This window comes from Enterobacter sp. JH25, assembly GCF_021725435.1.
In the GTDB taxonomy this organism is placed as follows: Bacteria; Pseudomonadota; Gammaproteobacteria; order Enterobacterales; family Enterobacteriaceae; genus Enterobacter; species Enterobacter intestinihominis.
On record NZ_CP091319.1, the window covers coordinates 3501663 to 3518861 of the forward strand.

Annotated in this window: 15 protein-coding genes; 6 read left to right on the forward strand and 9 right to left on the reverse strand. The window is 59.5% G+C overall.

The features are described from left to right. Nucleotides 1-68: 68 nt before the first annotated feature. The 4 genes from L2Y28_RS16715 (at nt 69) to nudI (ending at nt 5400) form a co-directional block, all read left to right on the forward strand. Nucleotides 69-1472 carry a TolC family outer membrane protein gene (locus L2Y28_RS16715; RefSeq protein WP_022649108.1) on the forward strand — a complete coding sequence of 468 codons (1404 nt, stop codon included), beginning with the start codon at nt 69-71 and terminating at the stop codon, nt 1470-1472. After that, nucleotides 1469-3661, forward strand: a complete 2193-nt coding sequence (locus tag L2Y28_RS16720; RefSeq protein ID WP_022649109.1) for a type I secretion system permease/ATPase — start codon at nt 1469-1471, stop codon at nt 3659-3661. The genes L2Y28_RS16715 and L2Y28_RS16720 overlap by 4 nt, the downstream gene beginning before the upstream one ends. Continuing rightward, a complete protein-coding gene (locus L2Y28_RS16725; RefSeq protein ID WP_022649110.1) occupies nt 3642-4841 on the forward strand; it encodes an HlyD family efflux transporter periplasmic adaptor subunit in 1200 nt (399 codons plus the stop codon). Before L2Y28_RS16720 ends, L2Y28_RS16725 begins: the two co-directional genes overlap by 20 nt. Before the next feature lie 133 nt (nt 4842-4974). After that, a complete protein-coding gene (gene nudI / locus L2Y28_RS16730; protein ID WP_022649111.1) occupies nt 4975-5400 on the forward strand; it encodes a nucleoside triphosphatase NudI in 426 nt (141 codons plus the stop codon). Here the strand turns inward: nudI and L2Y28_RS16735 are convergent. After that, nucleotides 5372-6103: an AraC family transcriptional regulator gene (locus L2Y28_RS16735; protein ID WP_022649112.1), complete on the reverse strand. Its 732-nt coding sequence runs from the start codon at nt 6101-6103 to the stop codon at nt 5372-5374. The two genes, nudI and L2Y28_RS16735, sit on opposite strands and share 29 nt — an antisense overlap. Nucleotides 6104-6198: 95 nt before the next feature. Here L2Y28_RS16735 and L2Y28_RS16740 point away from each other — a divergent pair, with 95 nt between their 5' ends. Further along, complete coding sequence (locus L2Y28_RS16740; RefSeq protein WP_022649113.1) at nt 6199-6618, forward strand: nuclear transport factor 2 family protein; 420 nt, start codon at nt 6199-6201, stop codon at nt 6616-6618. A 54-nt stretch (nt 6619-6672) separates the two neighbouring features. Here L2Y28_RS16740 and L2Y28_RS16745 read toward each other — a convergent pair whose 3' ends face one another. Together L2Y28_RS16745 and L2Y28_RS16750 are read right to left on the reverse strand one after the other, a co-directional pair. Beyond that, nucleotides 6673-7854, reverse strand: a complete 1182-nt coding sequence (locus tag L2Y28_RS16745) for a PLP-dependent aminotransferase family protein (RefSeq protein WP_022649114.1) — start codon at nt 7852-7854, stop codon at nt 6673-6675. A gap of 20 nt (nt 7855-7874) precedes the next feature. After that, nucleotides 7875-8762 (reverse strand): LysR substrate-binding domain-containing protein, encoded by an 888-nt coding sequence (locus L2Y28_RS16750; RefSeq protein WP_022649115.1) that lies wholly within the window; start codon nt 8760-8762, stop codon nt 7875-7877. Nucleotides 8763-8859: 97 nt separating this feature from the next. Here L2Y28_RS16750 and L2Y28_RS16755 point away from each other — a divergent pair, with 97 nt between their 5' ends. Further along, complete coding sequence (locus L2Y28_RS16755) at nt 8860-9462, forward strand: short chain dehydrogenase (protein WP_022649116.1); 603 nt, start codon at nt 8860-8862, stop codon at nt 9460-9462. Here the strand turns inward: L2Y28_RS16755 and L2Y28_RS16760 are convergent. The 6 genes from L2Y28_RS16760 to fdrA form a co-directional block, all read right to left on the reverse strand. Beyond that, nucleotides 9459-10190, reverse strand: coding sequence for a bifunctional 2-polyprenyl-6-hydroxyphenol methylase/3-demethylubiquinol 3-O-methyltransferase UbiG (locus L2Y28_RS16760; RefSeq protein ID WP_022649117.1), 732 nt, complete (start codon nt 10188-10190; stop codon nt 9459-9461). The two genes, L2Y28_RS16755 and L2Y28_RS16760, sit on opposite strands and share 4 nt — an antisense overlap. A 125-nt stretch (nt 10191-10315) precedes the next feature. Then, nucleotides 10316-11695, reverse strand: coding sequence for an amidohydrolase family protein (locus tag L2Y28_RS16765; RefSeq protein WP_022649118.1), 1380 nt, complete (start codon nt 11693-11695; stop codon nt 10316-10318). A gap of 1 nt (nt 11696) precedes the next feature. Next, nucleotides 11697-12653: a carbamate kinase family protein gene (locus L2Y28_RS16770; protein ID WP_022649119.1), complete on the reverse strand. Its 957-nt coding sequence runs from the start codon at nt 12651-12653 to the stop codon at nt 11697-11699. Continuing rightward, nucleotides 12650-14230, reverse strand: a complete 1581-nt coding sequence (locus L2Y28_RS16775; protein WP_022649120.1) for a hypothetical protein — start codon at nt 14228-14230, stop codon at nt 12650-12652. Before L2Y28_RS16775 ends, L2Y28_RS16770 begins: the two co-directional genes overlap by 4 nt. Before the next feature lie 11 nt (nt 14231-14241). Further along, a complete protein-coding gene (locus L2Y28_RS16780) occupies nt 14242-15657 on the reverse strand; it encodes a DUF1116 domain-containing protein (protein ID WP_022649121.1) in 1416 nt (471 codons plus the stop codon). Then, nucleotides 15657-17198 carry an acyl-CoA synthetase FdrA gene (fdrA, locus tag L2Y28_RS16785; RefSeq protein ID WP_023330176.1) on the reverse strand — a complete coding sequence of 514 codons (1542 nt, stop codon included), beginning with the start codon at nt 17196-17198 and terminating at the stop codon, nt 15657-15659. Before fdrA ends, L2Y28_RS16780 begins: the two co-directional genes overlap by 1 nt. Nucleotide 17199: the final 1 nt, after the last annotated feature.

Below are 17199 nucleotides of genomic sequence, written 5' to 3' on the forward strand. Positions count from 1 at the left end.
AATGACCCGGGCGCGCACAGCGCCCGGGCATAAACAAAAAAGCAGTACTTTTTTATTAGGGACAAGACATGGGAAAGAAGATGCCTTACTGGTGGCTCTCGTGCTGCCTGATATCTGTGCCCGCTATCGCGGCAAACCCTGCGGCGATGATTAATACCGGACAATTAAGCGAAACGCAGGAACTCCCCTCTTTAAATGGCCGCGTGGCGCCCGTAGCCAGCAAAGCCGCCCCCGGCACGCTACAGCTGGATGAAGCCGTAAACCGCGCCGTGACCTGGCATCCGGCCATCAGTGAAGCCGTCGGCAAACTCTATCAGCAGAGCGAAAATGTGGACGTCGCCAAATCGAAATATTATCCGCAAATTAACGCCGGCATGGATAACGGCTATAGCCACGACGGCGACGATAATGGCTTTACCCCCTCGCTGGTGCTTTCTCTTTCGCAAATGCTTTACGACTTCGGCAAAGTCGCAAGCCAGGTGCGCGCCGAAAACGCGGGCGTCGCCCAGCAGCAGGCCAACGTGCTGGTGAGCATCGACACTATCGCCCACGATACCGCCATCGCTATGGTGCAGGTGCAGACCTGGCAGCAGATGGTCGAGACCGCTAAAGAACAGCTGGACGCCCTGACCTCCATCGGCACACTGACGAAGCTGCGTAATGACGAAGGCGCCACGTCGCTCTCTGACGTGGTGCAGACCGATGCCCGTATCGAAGGCGCGCGAGCGCAGCTGATGCAGTATCAGGCCAGCCTCGACAGCTCACGCGCCACGCTGATGAGCATGCTGGGCTGGGACGGCCTGAACGCGGTCAGCAATGAATTTCCGCAAAGTCTCGCCCGCAGCTGCGATATTGCCGAGCCGGACGATCGCCTGGTACCCTCGGTTTTAGCGGCCTGGGCGCAGGCCAACGTCGCGCAGGCCAATCTCGACTATGCCAACGCGCAGATGACCCCTACCGTCTCGCTGGAGCCGGAAGTCCGCCACTATCTTAACGACCGCTACTCAGGCAACGAAACGCGGGACCGCACCCAGTACTCCGCGTGGGTAAAAGTGCAGATGCCGCTCTATCAGGGCGGCGGCCTCACCGCCCGGCGTAACGCCGCCGGACACGCGGTGGAATCGGCCCAGTCCACCATTCAGCGCACCCGTCTTGAGGTGCGGCAAAAACTGCTGGAAGCGCGCAGCCAGGTGATGAGCCTGATGAGCACGCTTCAGATCCAGGGCCGCCAGGAAGCGCTCAGCGCCCGTACCCGCGAGCTGTATCAGCAGCAGTATCTCGATCTTGGTTCCCGCCCGCTGCTCGACGTGCTCAACGCCGAGCAGGAGGTGTATCAGGCGCGCTTTACCCAGCAGCAAACCGCCGGACAGCTCCGCCAGCTTCAGCTGAACTGTCTCTACCAAACCGGGCGCATACGTCAGGCGTTCGATCTTGAAAACCGCACCATCCAGACCGTGGAGATCCAGCCATGAAGCAACGCGATATTCCGCAGGGTGAAAACATGACGGATGAGGCGCTGGAGCAGTGGGCGCAGGCGTTTGGCTATGTGGCGACGCGCTATCGCGTTGCCTGCTCGCCAGGCTCGCTGATCGCGGGCGCGCCGTGGCTGAAAGGCAAACCGATGGTGCCCGCGCTGACGCAGCTCGCCCGTGAAGCCGGGCTGACGTTCCAGCTGCTGACGGCCGATCAGCACGCCATCAACAGCTGGCGTCTGCCGGTGGTGGTAGAGCTAAACGACGGTAAAATCGGCGTGATCGACAATTTCGACGGCGAGGATACGCTTGAGGTCAGCTTTTTCGACGACAACACGCACACCAACCGCCTGTCGATGAGTGCGATGCTGCCTGCCATCCGCCACGTCATCGCCCTGCGTCCGCTGGCGGCGCTGAAGGACAGCCGCGTGGACGCCTATATCTCAAAATACCGCCCGGACTGGCTCTACCGGCTGGTGATGCGCGACCTTCGCCCTTACAGCTGGGTGATGCTGGCGGCGCTGTTTATCAACGTGCTCTCCCTCTCCGGCATTGTCTTTTCCATGCAGGTGTATGACCGGGTGATCCCCGCCCATTCCTACCCGACGCTCTACGTACTGACCATTGGGGTACTGATCGCCACGCTGTTTGGTTTTGTGCTGCGCGTGGCGCGCGGGCACATTATGGATCTGCTGGGCAAACGCTCGGATATGCGCGTCTCGGATCGGGTCTTCGGCCACGCGCTGCGGCTACGCCATAGCGCCATTCCGCGCTCCACCGGCAGCTTTATCTCCCAGCTGCGCGAGCTGGAGCAGATCCGCGAGATGGTCACCTCCTCCACCATTTCCACCATCGTCGATCTGCCGTTCTTTATCCTGTTTGTGATTGTGCTGGCGATCATCGCCCCGCAGCTGGCGTGGATCGCCCCGGTGGCGGCGGTGATTATGGTCCTGCCTGGCCTGCTGCTGCAAAAGAAGCTGGCAGAGCTGGCGAAGCAGTCGGCGCATGAATCTACCCTTCGCAACGCGGTGCTGGTGGAGAGCGTGCAGGGGCTGGAGGACATCAAGCTGATGCAGGCGGAGAACCGCTTTTTGCAGCAGTGGAACAGCTATATCCAGATCACCGCCGAATCAGGCCTGCGCACCCGCGAACTGACGCAGAACCTGATCAGCTGGGGGATGACCATTCAGAGCCTGGTCTATGCCGGGGTGATCGTGGTGGGCGCGCCGATGGTGATCGACGGCACCTTAACCACCGGTTCGGTGGTGGCCGCCTCGATGCTCGCCTCACGGATGATCGCCCCGATGGCGACGCTGTGCGGCGTGCTGGCCCGCTGGCAGCAGGTGAAGGCGGCCAAAGAGGGGCTGGACAGCATTATGCAGCTGCCGACCGAGAACCAGCGCGAAGAGACGCCGATCCGCCAGGACGTGCTGCGCGGCCACTATCTTTTCGAGCAGGCGCAGTTCCGCTATCACCCGGAAGATCCCCGCATGGCGCTGCGCATTAACCGCCTGGAGATCAAAGCGGGCGAAAAAGTGGCGATCCTCGGGCGCAACGGCGCGGGTAAATCAACCCTGTTGCAGGCGATGGCGGGCGGGATGGATCTGGCGGGCGGTGAACTGCGGCTCGACAACCTCAGCCTGCCGCATCTGGACGTGGCTGACGTGCGGCGAAACGTCGGCTTTATGACCCAAAACGCCCGGCTGTTTTACGGCACCCTGCGCGAGAACATCACGCTCGGCATGCCGCGCGCCACCGATGAAGAGATCTTCGAGGTGCTGGAGATGTGCGGCGCGGCCAGCTTTGTGCAGAAGCTGCCAAAGGGGCTGGATTACCCGATTATGGAGAACGGCGTCGGGCTGTCCGGCGGGCAGCGGCAGTCTATTCTGCTGGCGCGGATGCTGCTGCGCGACCCGAATATCGTGCTGATGGATGAACCGACCGCCTCCCTTGATGAACATACCGAGCGGGAATTTATTCAACGTCTCGGGGCGTGGCTCGGCAACCGCACGCTGGTTGTCGCGACCCACCGCGTGCCGGTACTGGAGCTGGTGGAGCGCGTGGTGGTACTCAAAGATGGCATGCTGGTGATGGACGCGCCAAAAGCGCAGGCGCTGAACAACAGCCGTATGCAGCAACAGCAGCAGGCAACCGGACGGGAGTGGAATAATGAAAATCAATCAGCGTGACGTTGCCGCAGTAGAAGATCTGGATAACGCGCTCGACTCCGAGAGCGGTTATACCGGTGCCCGGCGCATTGTTTTCTTCTCCCTGCTGATGTTTGTGGTGCTCGGCGTCTGGGCGTGGTTCGGGGTGCTGGATGAAGTCTCAACCGGCACCGGAAAAGTGATCCCCAGTTCACGCGAGCAGGTATTGCAGTCGCTGGATGGGGGGATCCTCACCGAGCTGAACGTACACGAAGGGGATCAGGTGCAGGCCGGACAGGTGCTGGCGCGGCTGGATCCTACCCGCTCGGAATCTAACGTCGGCGAAAGCGCGGCGCGTTACCGCGCGTCGCTGGCCTCCAGCGTGCGCCTGTACGCCGAGGTGAACGATCTCCCGCTGAAATTCCCGCCTTCCCTGGCGAAATGGACCGACCTGACCGCCGCAGAAACGCGGCTTTACAACTCTCGCCGCGCCCAGTTGGAGGATACGCAGCGTGAACTCCGCTCCGCGTTAGCGCTCGCCAATAAAGAACTGGCGATCACTCAACGGCTGGTGAAAACCGGTGCCGCCAGCCACGTGGAAGTGCTGCGCCTGCAACGGCAGAAAAGCGACCTGGAGCTGAAGCTCACCGACGTACGTTCCCAGTATTACGTGCAGGCCCGTGAAGCGCTGTCGAAGGCCAACGCCGAGGTGGATATGGTGTCAGCGATCCTGAAAGGCCGCGAGGATTCCGTTACCCGCCTGACGGTGAAGTCGCCGGTGCGCGGGATCGTGAAAAACATCAAGGTGACCACCATCGGTGGCGTCATACCGCCCAACGGCGAGTTAATGGAAATTGTGCCGGTGGACGATCACCTGCTGATTGAAACCCGCCTCTCGCCCCGGGATATCGCCTTTATCCATCCTAATCAGGAGGCGCTGGTGAAAATCACCGCCTACGATTACGCGATTTACGGCGGGCTGCACGGGGTGGTGGAGACCATTTCGCCGGACACCATTCAGGACGAAGCGAAGCCGGAGGTGTTTTACTACCGTGTATTCATTCGCACAAGCCAGGATTATCTGGTGAACAAGGCGGGCAGGCACTTTTCGATTGTGCCGGGGATGATTGCGACGGTGGATATTAAGACCGGGGAGAAAACGGTGCTGGATTATCTGATTAAGCCGTTTAACCGGGCGAAGGAGGCGCTGAGGGAGCGGTAGTCAAACGCCGGGTGGCGGCTTCGCCTTACCCGGCCTACACCGCTGTTCCGAGTGATGAGGATCCAACACACCTAACATGATCTCCATCACCAATCTGCTATAGTAGCCCAAATTCATTTTTCAGGAAGAAATCATGCGCCAACGAACCATTGTCTGCCCCATCATCCAGAATGACGGAGCCTACCTGCTATGTAAAATGGCCGACGATCGCGGTGTATTCCCCGGTCAGTGGGCACTCTGCGGTGGTGGAATGGAACCAGGCGAAACCATGGAACAGGCGCTGCGCCGTGAAGTCCGTGAGGAGCTGGGCGACGCGCTGGACATTATCGACGTCAAGCCCTGGGCTTTTCGCGATGACATCAGGGTCAAAACTTACGCCGATGGTACCACCGAGGAAATTTATATGATTTATCTGATCTTCGACTGCATCAGCGCCAATCGGGATGTTACGTTTAACGACGAGTTTCAGGAGATCGCCTGGGTTTATCCGGAATCGTTAAGAGAGCTGGATCTCAACGAGGCCACGCGCATTACCTTTGCGCAAAAGGGCCTTCTTTAATCGTCCACTGCCCCGGCGTTTTACCGGTCCACGTTCTGAAAACTTCAATAAATGCGCTGACGCTGCTGTATCCGCACGAGAGCGCAATCCACCCCACCGGCTTCCCCGCCGCCAGCCACTCCATCGCCTGCATGACGCGCGCCAGCTGGCGCCAGTTGACGAAGTTCATCCCCGTCTCCGCGCTAAACCGCCGGTTGAATGTACGTACGCTCATCCCGGCACGGCTGGCATGGCTTTCCACCGTCTGATTATCATCGACGGATTGCAGCAGTTCCCTGACCACATTTTTCAGCCGGGGATCGGTCGGTACGGGCAGATAAAAGCGGACCTGAGACGCCAGAGCCAACTCCTCCAGCAGCAGGATGAGCTTTCGGGGATCGTATTCACTCCCGGCAACGCTTAAACGGGAAAACAGTGCATCGGTAAAATCGTCCGACTCGAAAAGCGTGGCCTCTTCCGGAAGCCCTTCACAATGGGCAGGGTCAAGATAGACAGCGCAACCTTCAATCGCACTTTCCGAAAAGGCAGCGTGCTGCTGACCAGGCGGGATCCAGCAGATATGTTTTGCGGGTACCACCGAACGCCCCAGCGGCGTCTCAATCACCAGCAGCCCCGCAGCAATGCGCCAGAGCTGGCCGGCATGATGGCTGTGCCACGGGGTGTGATAGCCGCCGGGATGAACAAGCCTCTCAGTTGTCAGCATGAATTTGACCGAAAATCGTTATTCTTCGACTTATTACAGAAACTACGCCTTATGCTGTCAAGGATAATAGCGGCTCAACATCACGAGGAGCTAACATGACCATCATTACATCCCTGATAAACCAGCCCGACAACACCGCGCAGCGCGAGCAAATGGCCTGTCTGTTAACCCGCTTATTCAATGGCAATGTAGATCCGGCAGAGGTGTTTACGCCCGATTATCAGCAGGTTACGGACGGTCACATGCTTGATTATCAGGGATTTATGAAACACCTGAACCATGTGCGTGCGCAGATCCGCGAGATTACGTTTACCGTGGAAGCGTTATGTTGCCATAACGAATGTGTGGCAGACCGGCACAGAGTGGCCGTGACATATCCGGATGGTCGCCAGGCAGAATTAGAGGTGTATATGTTTGCCACGCTGCGCGAGGGGAAAATTTGTCGGATCCATGAAGTCACACAGGCGCCAGACGGCGATGCATTTGACCGCACCCTCGCCCACGCCATGCAATAACCTTACCCTACACGGGAACAGCGCATAACGGCATCTGCCATTATGCGCATCCGCTTACAGGGAAATTTTCAGACGTCGAACCGCTTCTTTAAGCTGCTCATCCGTTGGGGTAACGAAAGACATGCGCAGCGTGGTGTGGTCCGGCTCGTTGCAGTAGAAGAACTCACCCGGCACAAACACGACGCCGTTGCTCAACGTTTTTTCCAGCCATTTCGTCGTATTGATGCCGTTATTCATTTTCGCCCACAGGAACATGCCGCCCTTTGGCTTGTGGAACGACATCACATCGCCCAGCTCCGCTTCCAGTTCACTGGCAAAGGTCTGGTATTTCTGGCGATAGGCTTCGCGGATCATTTTAATCTGATTCGCCAGACGACCGGTTTTCAGATATTCGTACGTCATCAGCTGCGACAGCGTGCTGGTGTGCAGATCGGTGGTTTGCTTGAGGTTCACCACCGCACGCTTCAGCCACTCCGGCACCAGCACCCAGCCCACGCGGGTGCCCGGCGCGAGGATTTTAGAGAAGGTGGAGGTGTACACCACGTTATCCTCATTGCCGATATCTTTGGCATGAGCAATCAGCGGGCGGAACGCTTCCTCGGTATAGTTGATTTCGCTGTACGGATCGTCTTCGATAATCACGAAGTCATAGCGCTTCGATAATTCCACCAGCTGTTTACGACGCGCCTCGGAGAGCGTCACGCCGCCCGGGTTACCAAAGGTTGGCACGATATAAACCGCTTTGATGGTTTTGGTTGCCACCAGCGCTTCAAGTTCATCTACTTTCATGCCGTCGCCGTCGGTGCCGACGGATTCAAAATTCGCCTGTGCCAGGCCAAAGACCTGCAACGCAGCGAGGTAGGTCGGACGCTCAACGACGACCGTATCGCCCGGGTTAATTAACGCACGCGCCAGCACGTCAAGCGACTGTTGAGAGCCGGATGTAATGACCACGTCATCGGCTTTACAGGCGATGCCGCGACCTTCACAGATGCGTTGGATCTCTTCGCGCAGCCCCGGGACGCCTTCCGTCAGGCCGTACTGGAACGCTTCGCCAAAATGCTGAGACAGCACGGCATCAGCGGCAATTTTTAAACCTTCATGATCGAACAGATCCGGGTTTGGAATACCGCCCCCCAGCGAAATCACGCCTGCCATTTTGCTATGTTTTAATAATTCACGGATGGCAGAGGATTGCAGGCCCTGCGCGCTGCTGGCGAGTTTGTTTGCAGACATTCTTTACTTACCTTCTTTTTTTATATTGTGCCCAATCTTAGCAGAATATGGGCAATAAATTCCGTTAGCTTAGGCAGCGGACGCAAATCCTGGCGCCACAATAAATGCACCGGCCTCGGCGCGGGCGTAAACGCTTCCAGAACCCGAACCAGCCTGCCGTTTGCCAGCTCTTCAGCCACCAGCACTTCCGGTTGCAGCAATAGTCCTGCCCCGGCTCGCGCCGCCATGCGTAAGCCGTAGCCGTCATTGCATCGTAAGACGGCATCACGCTTCCAGCGCACCTCGCCTTCCACACCGGGCAGCCGCCACTCGTTACGCGCCGTCCATACCGTGTGCGACAGACACAGGTGATCCACCAGATCGGCTGGCGTTTGCGGCGTACCGTGACGCGCCAGATATTCCGGCGCGGCGCAGATCGTCATGTTGTAGGGACACAGGTATTTCGCCACCAGATCCTCATTTCGGATCTCCCCGATGCGAATGGCCAGATCGACCCCTTCCTCCACCAGATCCACCATTCGGTTGGTGAGATCCAGTTCGATGCGCACTTGCGGGTAGCGCTGTAAAAACGTGGCCGTCAGAGGCGCGATAACGCAGCCGCCAAACGAGGTGGGTGCCGTCACGCGCAGGGTGCCGGCGGGCGTGGCTCGCAGACGTTCAACTGCGTTTTCAGCAATGGAGACCTGCTCCAGCACGCGCCTGGCCTCTTCGAAATAAACGCGTCCGGCGTCGGTCAGGCTCTGGCGTCGGGTGTTGCGTTCCAGTAGCCGCGTGCCGAGCTGCGATTCCAGCAGCGCAATATACTTCCCGACCATCACCGCCGACATCTCCAGCCGGGCCGCCGCGCCGGTGAAGCTGCCGCTTTCCACCACCGCGATGAACGTCTCCATCCCGCGAAGCTTATCCATATTCCAAACCTCTGGTTAGTAATCTTCTAACGTTAGCCCAGTTTATCTGAGTTTTTATTTATTAAAGAATGAAGACTCACAACATAAGGAGTCTGCTATGAAAATCGTCATTATTGGTGCCAGCGGTACGGTCGGTCGTGCAGTCACAGAAGAGTTAAGCCAACGCCACGAGACGATCCGCGTGGGTCGCACGCAGGGCGAGCATCAGGTGGATATCACCTCGCAGGCGAGCGTACAAGCACTGTTCGAAAAGATCGGCCCGGTGGATGCGATTGTCTCCGCCAGCGGTGGGGTACACTTCGGCCCGCTCGCAACCATGACCGACGGCGAGTTCAACCGGGGCTTGCAGGATAAGCTACTGGGGCAGGTTCGTCTGGCGCTGACCGGCCAGCACTTCCTGAACGAAGGCGGCTCGATCACGCTGATAAGCGGGATTGTGGCGCACGAACCGATTGCTCAGGGCGTCAATGCCACCACCGTAAACGCGGCGCTGGAAGGGTTTGTGCGCGCCGCGGCCTGTGAACTGCCGCGCGGGATCCGCATTAACCTGATCAGCCCGACGGTGCTGACGGAATCCGTCAAAGCATATGATGGCTTCTTCCCGGGCTTTGAAAGCGTTCCCGCTGCGACCGTTGCGCAGGCCTACCGCCGCAGCGTGGAAGGGGTACAGAGCGGGCGGGTATATAAAGTCGGCTATTAAGCCTTACGGGCGGCGATCAGCACCAGCATCGGGCGTTCCGCCTCTTCGGCCAGCGCGGGCCTGGCGTCAACCTGCGCCTGCGTTGGTCCCCACTCATTGACTTCGCTTATCGTCAATCCGGCCTTGATCAGCGCGTTAAGCGTGGTACCCAGCGTGCGGTGGTATTTGATTACCCCCTCTGCCAGCCAGTTGCTGACGCGCTTGCCTTCGTCCTGATAATGGTTCACGCCCCAGAACCGCTCACCGTTGTCGTCGGTGAGCCAGCCCTGACGGGTGGCGCAGGTATAAATCGGGTGCTCCATCGAGAAAACCAGGCTGCCGCCGGGTTTAAGCGCACGCTGCACCCTGGCGAATAACGCATCCAGTTTCGGCAGATAGTGCAGCGCCAGCGAGCTGTAGACCAGATCGAGACTGTTTTCGCGAAGCTGAAGAGATTCCAGATCGCTACGCTGATAGTGGATCTGCGTGTCATCCGTCAGTTCTGCCGCGCGGGCGAGCATCTTTTCAGAGATATCGACGCCCGTGACGTCACAAGCGCCCAGCTCGCGCGCCACGCGGCAGAACCAGCCGTAGCCGCACCCAAGATCGATAACTGATGTGCCGGTTAAATCCGGCAGCATCGCCTTAAGTGCAGGCCACTCCGGCGCGCCGTCCAGCCCCTGAACCGAGCGCGGAAGCTGGGCATAGCCTTCAAAAAATGCCGGGTTGTCGTAGATGTTTTGTGCCATGGCAGATCCCTCTTTAAGAATGTGCATAGCAGTATACTGCATTGTCGGGTGGCGGCTTCGCCTTACCCGACCTACAAAATCTCCGAACCGTAGGCCGGGTAAGCGCAGCGCCACCCGGCATCACATTAGCCCACTGAGCCCCAGACCAGATTCCCCTTATGGAACGTCGCGGTACGCGGAGAGATACGCGCCACGGCCTCGGCGGAACAGGAGGCATCCACCAGCACGAAGCTGGCGTCGTCCTGCGCTTTAGGCCACACGCGCTCACCTTTGTCGTTCAGCGGCAGCACGTCGCCGGTGGCGATGCCCAGCGCCCGCGAAAGCGTCTGTTCGTTCGGGCGAATATAGAGCTGGGCGTAGAGGTTGGCTTTCTCCAGCATGTCCCCCAGACCGTACGGGGACCAGTGGTCAATCACGCTGTCGGTACCGGTCATGACAAACACGCCTTTATCACGCAGCTGCTTCAGCGGCATGTGCAGGGTGCCAATCGGCACGGTCGAGGCGATGGTCACCTGCTGCGCCGCCATGCGGGTGGCGATCTCATCCACCTGCTGTTCGTTAAGCGTCGCCAGCGCGAAGGCGTGGCTAATGGTCAGCTTCCCCTTCAGCGCCGGCGTTTTCTCCACGGTTTCTACCATGTAGTTCACCGCCGCCACGCCCGCCGGGCTGGTTTCGTGCAGATGGATATCCACCCCTTTGTCATAATCCAGCGCAATCTGGAACATGGTGTCGAGGGATTTCTCCATCGCGCCGTCGACGCTGGTTGGGTCCAGCCCGCCCACATAATGCGCCCCCGCCTGCATCGCCTCGCGCATCAGCTTTTCAGAGTTGGAGAGCAGCAGACCGTGCTGCGGGAAGGCAACGATTTCACAGTCAAAACCTGGGCTTCGGCGCGCCAGTACCGCCTGCAAATTTTCCAGGTTTTTCAGGCCGGAAACCGGCTCTATGTTGCAGTGGCTGCGGGCGATGGTGGACCCTTTGGACTGGATCAGGTCGATCAGCTTTTCGGCGCGTTCTTGCGTGTAAGGCTGTAATTCCGGCAGCAGCTTCTGCTCCAGGCGGATCATGTCCTGAATGGTGGTACCCGCCGGACGGTTCAGGGAGCGCCACGGGCCGCCATAGAAGGTTTTGTCCAGATGGATGTGCATGTCGCGCATCGCCGGGAGCATCAGCTTTTTGCCCGCATCGAAGTGCGGCAGGGCCGCGTCGGCGTGGCTGTTGTTATCGCGCAGGGCGACGATTTTCCCGTCTTTGATCTCAAGCGTTTTCAGCTCGGTGCGGGTGCTTGTCGCCACGCTGCCGTCGAAGTTAAACCCGGCTTCCAGCAGCACGTTGTCGAGATAGTAATGTTTTGCGGTGATGTTCATCGGTTTACCCGTCTCGCAGGTTGCCTTAGCAGAATCGGCAGCATACGCGACGGAACCCGTGGCGCCAAACAGCGCGCAGGCGGTAACCATTTTACCGCTCTGGCTAATAAACTCGCGGCGGCTTTTATTCTCACTCATCTTATCTTCCTTCGTTAACAATGTGGGTACCCGTTTCACCGCGCAGCGCTGCGGGCAGGCAGTCCGGCGAGGTGATGATCACGCGCCTGCCGCCATGGCGTAAAAATTCCAGCGAGGCGACGATTTTTGGCAACATGCTGCCCGCCGGGAAGTGGCCTTCATCACTGTAGCGCGTCATCTGCGCCACGTTGACGGTATCCAGCGCCTGCTGGTTCGGCTTGCCGAAGTTCACGCACACTTTCTCCACGCCGGTGGTGATCACCAGCACGTCGGCGCCGATCTCGCGCGCCAGCAGCGCGGTGGAGAGATCTTTATCTATCACCGCGTCCACGCTCTGATAATCGCCCTGGTCACTGCGCACCACAGGAATGCCTCCGCCGCCTGCGCCGATCACCACAAATCCTTTCTGCGTCAGCGCCTTGATGGCATCCGCCTCAACAATGCGCCGCGGCTGCGGTGAAGCTACCACGCGGCGATAGCCCCGGCCTGAATCCTCGACAAAATGCCAGTCCGGGTGCGCAAGTTGCAGTTCGTCGCGCTGCGCCTCGCTGAAGAACGCGCCGATGGGTTTCGTCGGGTGCATAAAGCCAGGATCATTTTTATCCACCTCCACCTGCGTGACGACCGTGACCGCTTTTTGTTCCCCGCGCGCCGCCAGGCGGTTGTTGAGCGCCTGCTGGATCAGGTAGCCGATGCCGCCCTGGGTATCCGCCACGCAGTTTGCCAGCGGGGTCAGCGGCAGCCCTTCCCGCTCGTGGGCGATCTCGGCGCGGCGCAGATCCAGCCCCACCTGCGGGCCATTGCCGTGGGTGAGCACGATGTCATAGTCCGAGGCCAGCATTTCGAGCACCGACTCAGCCACCGCTTTGACCGCCTGCGCCTGATGCTCAATCGACTGGCTGGCGTTGTCTTTGATAATGCTGTTGCCGCCGATGGCAACGACCATAAGCTCTTTCATTTTGTTTCCTTTAGAAGGTGCGTTCTGGCGCCCTCACCCTGGCCCTCTCCCACTGGGAGAGGGGGATTAACAGAGATATCGAGAACATGCTTCACCACAAACATCCCGCCCATCATCAGGTAGGCCGTGACGAACATCAGGGAACTGCCCTCGGCAAAGCCCACCACCGGCGCGTGGATCACGCCAAACAGCGCCAGCAGCGCGCCTCCTGCGGCGGCGACGGCCCCCCGTAGCGGTTTGTTGATGATGGCGAAGATGGCGATACAGCCCCAGAGCATGCTGGCGAGCGGCGCGCCGTTGCCGAGATGCATCAGGCCTTCGTAGTAGATCCCCTTGCTGTGCAGCACGTCGGTGCCAATTTTCGCCGCGCTGGTCCCCGCCGCGCTCATCACGCTGTTCATCATGGTCAGCGCCCAGTTGGCGATCCACGGGAACAGGCAGATGAAGATGACGGGCACCTCCACTTTCGGGGTTTCCCTCACCACCTGGTTGGCGGTGACGACGCCGATAAACACCAGAATCGGCACGATGGCGGTCATCGGGATGATGGCGAGCATAAAGGCCCCCAGCCCGAACAGCGGCACGATGAACATGGTCACGCCGGACGCCAGGGTGTAGCCGATGCTGGCGCCCATCGCTTTCCAGCCAGGATGGCCGACGTAGACCGTAACCGGGAACGGATTGCCCATCAGGCAGCCGAGCATGGAGGCCAGACCGTTCGCCAGCATTACCTTGCGGGTCGGGTATTCATCCCCCGCCGCATGGGCGCTTTCGATGTTCTCCAGGTCAAAGATGTAGTTCGCCAGCCCCAGCGGTACGGCGGACGCCAGATACGGCAGCGCATGCGGCAACCCCTGCATAAAGCTGTCCACATGCACTTCCGGCGGGTTAAAGCCGAAGGATGACATGGACGCTTTAATGGCATCCGGGCTTTGCAGGCCGGAGATCCACGCAAGCAGAGTACCGGCAATCAACAACAGCAGGCCGGTCGGGATGCGGGCGAAAATCGGCTTTTTACCGAACCAGTTAATGAAGATCAGCAGCAGGACGATAAACGACACGGTCGGCGCTTCGAACGCCTGCAACATCGGGTTCATCGCCAGCAGGAGCAGGCCAAGACCGGACAGGCACGACAGCAGCACGGTACGCGGGATCATCTTGCGGATGGTTTCCCCCAGGAAGGAACCGCCCGCGAGGATCATCGCTTCCACAAAGCACCACACCAGGCCAATCTGAATCGCGAAATCCGCATCGCCGGTTTGCTGGTAAACCGGCATTAAGACCAGGAAGGTCACGGTAAAAATCGACGGCGCGCTCGGGCCGGACGGCAGCGCGGTGACGTCCGTTCGTCCGGTGGCGCGCGCCATTTGCAGGCCAAACCACGTATAGCAAAGACTCGCCACCAGCACCGCCAGCCCGAAGGCTGGCGCGATGCGTCCATAAACAATCTCCTTCGGGATGCCGACGACAAAAATGAGCAACCCCATCATGGTCAGCAAATTGGTCAGGTTGTTGGTCATCAACCCGAAATAAGCTGCCCAGTCACCTCTTTTCCACTCCAGTTTCATGTTTTTCATGGATGCATACCTTATAGAACGTAGCGATCGCGGAAGGTTAACAGTGCCTTTTCAAAACAGCTAAACGGCGGGTGAACGATGCCCGCCCCAATCATGCCGATACCGGCGTCCTTATGGGCAATGGCGGTATTAATGACCGGCAGAATGCCGCTGCCCGCGACCTTCGTGATGTCGATGGCGGACGGGATGCCCATAAACGACAGCAGCGGAATGGTGACGTTCGGGTTTTCGCCGAGAGTGATTTCGCGCATCTGGCGGGAGAAATCGATGGCTTCCTCCACCGTGCCGCCCACCAGCGCCACGATTGCCGGGGCCGTCGCCATCGCAAAGCCGCCGATGCCGTAGGTTTCGGTAATCGCGCTGTCGCCGATATCCAGCCCGGAGTCTTCCGGCTTATAGCCCGCGAACATCGGGCCGATCACCTGCTGCGCCGGGCCGGTGAACCACTGCCCCGGCAGGCCGGAAACGCGCAGGCCGAACTCGTAGCCGTTGCGCGCCATGGTGGTGACGACGGTGCTGTACTCAATGCCGTGGGCGGCATCCAGCGCGGCCTTACACATTGCCATCCACGTCGGACCGGAGAAGTAGTCGCTGCTGGCGACAAACTCGAACACTTCACGCTGCTGCGTCACCGGATAGCCCGCCTGGATCAGCCCCGGCGTCAGCGCCTGGATAAGCAGCGTGGTGCCCGCGTTGTTGCGGTTGTGGCACTCGTCGCCCATGTGCAGCGCCTGGGCCAGCATCAGGCGCAGGTCGATTTCGCCGATAATCATCATCGCGTCGCGCAGCATTGGGCCGAGCACGTCGCGCATCCAGTTCAGGCGGTCGATCACGCTCTGATCGTTGGCCCCCATGCGCAGGATCTTCGCCATCTGCTCGCTGAGGTTGGTGAAGGCGCGGTTGCCGTAGGTTTTGTTCTCAACGATGTGCATAAACATCGACGCGGAGGTGACGCCCGCCATAGAGCCCACACAGTCGTGCTCGTGGCACGGCGAGAAGGTGATCTTCCCTGAAGCCGCCAGCCTTGCGGCGTCCTCCAGATCCGTCGCCAGCCCTTCAAACACCAGCGCGCCGGTGACCGCGCCCTTCATCGCCCCACACATGTTTTCCCAGGTAACAGGCGGACCGGCATGCAGAATGGTGGTGCGAGTCATGCCCGGCACCACGTTGATGGCCTGGTCATAGCCCACCAGCACCGGATGGGACTGAATAATGCGCTCAAGGGCAATGTTGTTCGCGGCGGCAATTTTCTCCGCCAGCGGTTTTTCCGCCAGCAGATCCAGCGCGTCCACCACCTGCATATTGCCCTGCCCCGGCGGCGTCCAGTCGAGCTGGGTCACGGGAACGTGCTGTTTTTTGAGGTCGTCGCTGAACATCGCAATCCCGACGTTAATCACGTTCAGCGGCTGGTTGAATAAGGTCGTCATTATGCTCTCTCCCCTTTGCAGACAAATTCGCGTGCCAGTAATCCGGTATTGGTGCTGCTGCTGGCCCAGATGACGCCTGCGTCGGTCAGCAGCTGGCACTGCTGGGCCAGCGACTGCGGATCCTGATCGGTGCCGAGCACGTAGCCGAGAATTTCCAGCGGACGGTTGTCGGCTTTCGCGATTGCCTGTGCCTCTTTGATCGCCTCGATCATCACCCCCACCGGATCCTCGTGTGCGCCAAAGCCAAGCACGAAGTCCATCACGATGACGCCCACCTGCGGATCGCGCGCCTCCTGTAGCAGGCGGCTGATGCGGTTGGTCGGGTCGATCATCGGGTGTGGTTTGCCGTTGGTGAAATCGTCGTCACCGAAATCAAGGAAGGTGTGGGCCTGGCTGACGCTGATGTCCTTCAGACGCCTGGCCGGATCCGGCTGGATGTTGCTGTAAACATCGTCAAACTTCTCCAGCGCGGCAAACATCGCTTCGTCGCACAGGGTGCCGCCGCAGAACAGGCCGCGAATGTACTTCTGCCGCGGCGTCAGGCGGGCGCGCACCTCTTCGATCAGCGGCCAGTTGAGCGGATGTAAATTCAGAGAGTCTTTTTTAATGCCGGTAAGCAGCACCGCTTTCAGGGCCGCCTCTTTGGTGCCACGAGCAAACTGCAAGCCGTCTTCATTGGCTGGTGGTTCGTTGCGGCCCAGGAAGCACACAACCACAGGTTTGCGGCAGGCGCGTGCCCGGGCCAGCACTTTCTCTGCCACCGCGGGTGCAGGCGGTTTGGAGATGAGCGCTATCACCCGGGTCGCGTCGTCCGCCTCCAGCATGTCGATGGCGTCGAGCATCATCAGGCCGCCAATCTTCTCGCTGAGATCGCGCCCGCCGGTGCCGATCAGCTGCGACACGCCGCCGCCGAACTCGTGAATGCGCACGCTCAGCTCCTGGCTACCGGTGCCGGAGGCGCCAACGATGCCAATTGGCCCGCGACGTACCGCGTTGGCAAAGCACAGCCCCGCGCCGTTGATAATGGCGGTGCCGCAGTCCGGCCCCATCATTAGCAATCCTTTGTCATGCGCCAGCTGCTTCAGCGCCAGCTCGTCGTCGAGCGACACATTATCGGAAAACAGCATCACGTTGAGATCGTTTTCCAGCGCCTGGCGCGCTTCGCGGGCGGCGAAGGTGCCGTTGACGGATATCACCGCAAGGTTGCTGTCCGGACGATGGGTTTTGGCGCTGGCAATCGTCGCGTAGCGTGCTTCATGGGAGCCAGCGCTCTCTTTACGCGTAAATAACGCTTCAATGGCGGCAAGGGTTTCCTCATTCGCCGCGTCGCCTTTAATAACGATCATCAGGTCGCCGTTTTTCGCGTCCGCTAATTCCGGCGTTAATAGCCCGAGGTTTTTTAATACCCCTTTGTTCATTTCCGTCGCCATCGCCACAAACGCCTGCTCGATGCCCGGCAATTTATTGGCTTTGGTGGAAACCGACATTAAGGAAACCGAATCGAAATACGTATTCTTTTTTATGACGATTTTGGTTGGCATT

Excerpts from the sequence above, each read along its gene's own strand:
- L2Y28_RS16715 (WP_022649108.1), top strand. The coding sequence starts at position 69 with ATGGGAAAGAAGATGCCTTACTGGTGGCTCTCGTGCTGCCTGATATCT.
- L2Y28_RS16720 (WP_022649109.1), top strand. The coding sequence starts at position 1,469 with ATGAAGCAACGCGATATTCCGCAGGGTGAAAACATGACGGATGAGGCG.
- L2Y28_RS16725 (WP_022649110.1), top strand. The coding sequence starts at position 3,642 with ATGAAAATCAATCAGCGTGACGTTGCCGCAGTAGAAGATCTGGATAAC.
- nudI (WP_022649111.1), top strand. The coding sequence starts at position 4,975 with ATGCGCCAACGAACCATTGTCTGCCCCATCATCCAGAATGACGGAGCC.
- L2Y28_RS16735 (WP_022649112.1), bottom strand. The coding sequence starts at position 6,103 with ATGCTGACAACTGAGAGGCTTGTTCATCCCGGCGGCTATCACACCCCG.
- L2Y28_RS16740 (WP_022649113.1), top strand. The coding sequence starts at position 6,199 with ATGACCATCATTACATCCCTGATAAACCAGCCCGACAACACCGCGCAG.
- L2Y28_RS16745 (WP_022649114.1), bottom strand. The coding sequence starts at position 7,854 with ATGTCTGCAAACAAACTCGCCAGCAGCGCGCAGGGCCTGCAATCCTCT.
- L2Y28_RS16750 (WP_022649115.1), bottom strand. The coding sequence starts at position 8,762 with ATGGATAAGCTTCGCGGGATGGAGACGTTCATCGCGGTGGTGGAAAGC.
- L2Y28_RS16755 (WP_022649116.1), top strand. The coding sequence starts at position 8,860 with ATGAAAATCGTCATTATTGGTGCCAGCGGTACGGTCGGTCGTGCAGTC.
- L2Y28_RS16760 (WP_022649117.1), bottom strand. The coding sequence starts at position 10,190 with ATGGCACAAAACATCTACGACAACCCGGCATTTTTTGAAGGCTATGCC.
- L2Y28_RS16765 (WP_022649118.1), bottom strand. The coding sequence starts at position 11,695 with ATGAGTGAGAATAAAAGCCGCCGCGAGTTTATTAGCCAGAGCGGTAAA.
- L2Y28_RS16770 (WP_022649119.1), bottom strand. The coding sequence starts at position 12,653 with ATGAAAGAGCTTATGGTCGTTGCCATCGGCGGCAACAGCATTATCAAA.
- L2Y28_RS16775 (WP_022649120.1), bottom strand. The coding sequence starts at position 14,230 with ATGAAAAACATGAAACTGGAGTGGAAAAGAGGTGACTGGGCAGCTTAT.
- L2Y28_RS16780 (WP_022649121.1), bottom strand. The coding sequence starts at position 15,657 with ATGACGACCTTATTCAACCAGCCGCTGAACGTGATTAACGTCGGGATT.
- fdrA (WP_023330176.1), bottom strand. The coding sequence starts at position 17,198 with ATGCCAACCAAAATCGTCATAAAAAAGAATACGTATTTCGATTCGGTT.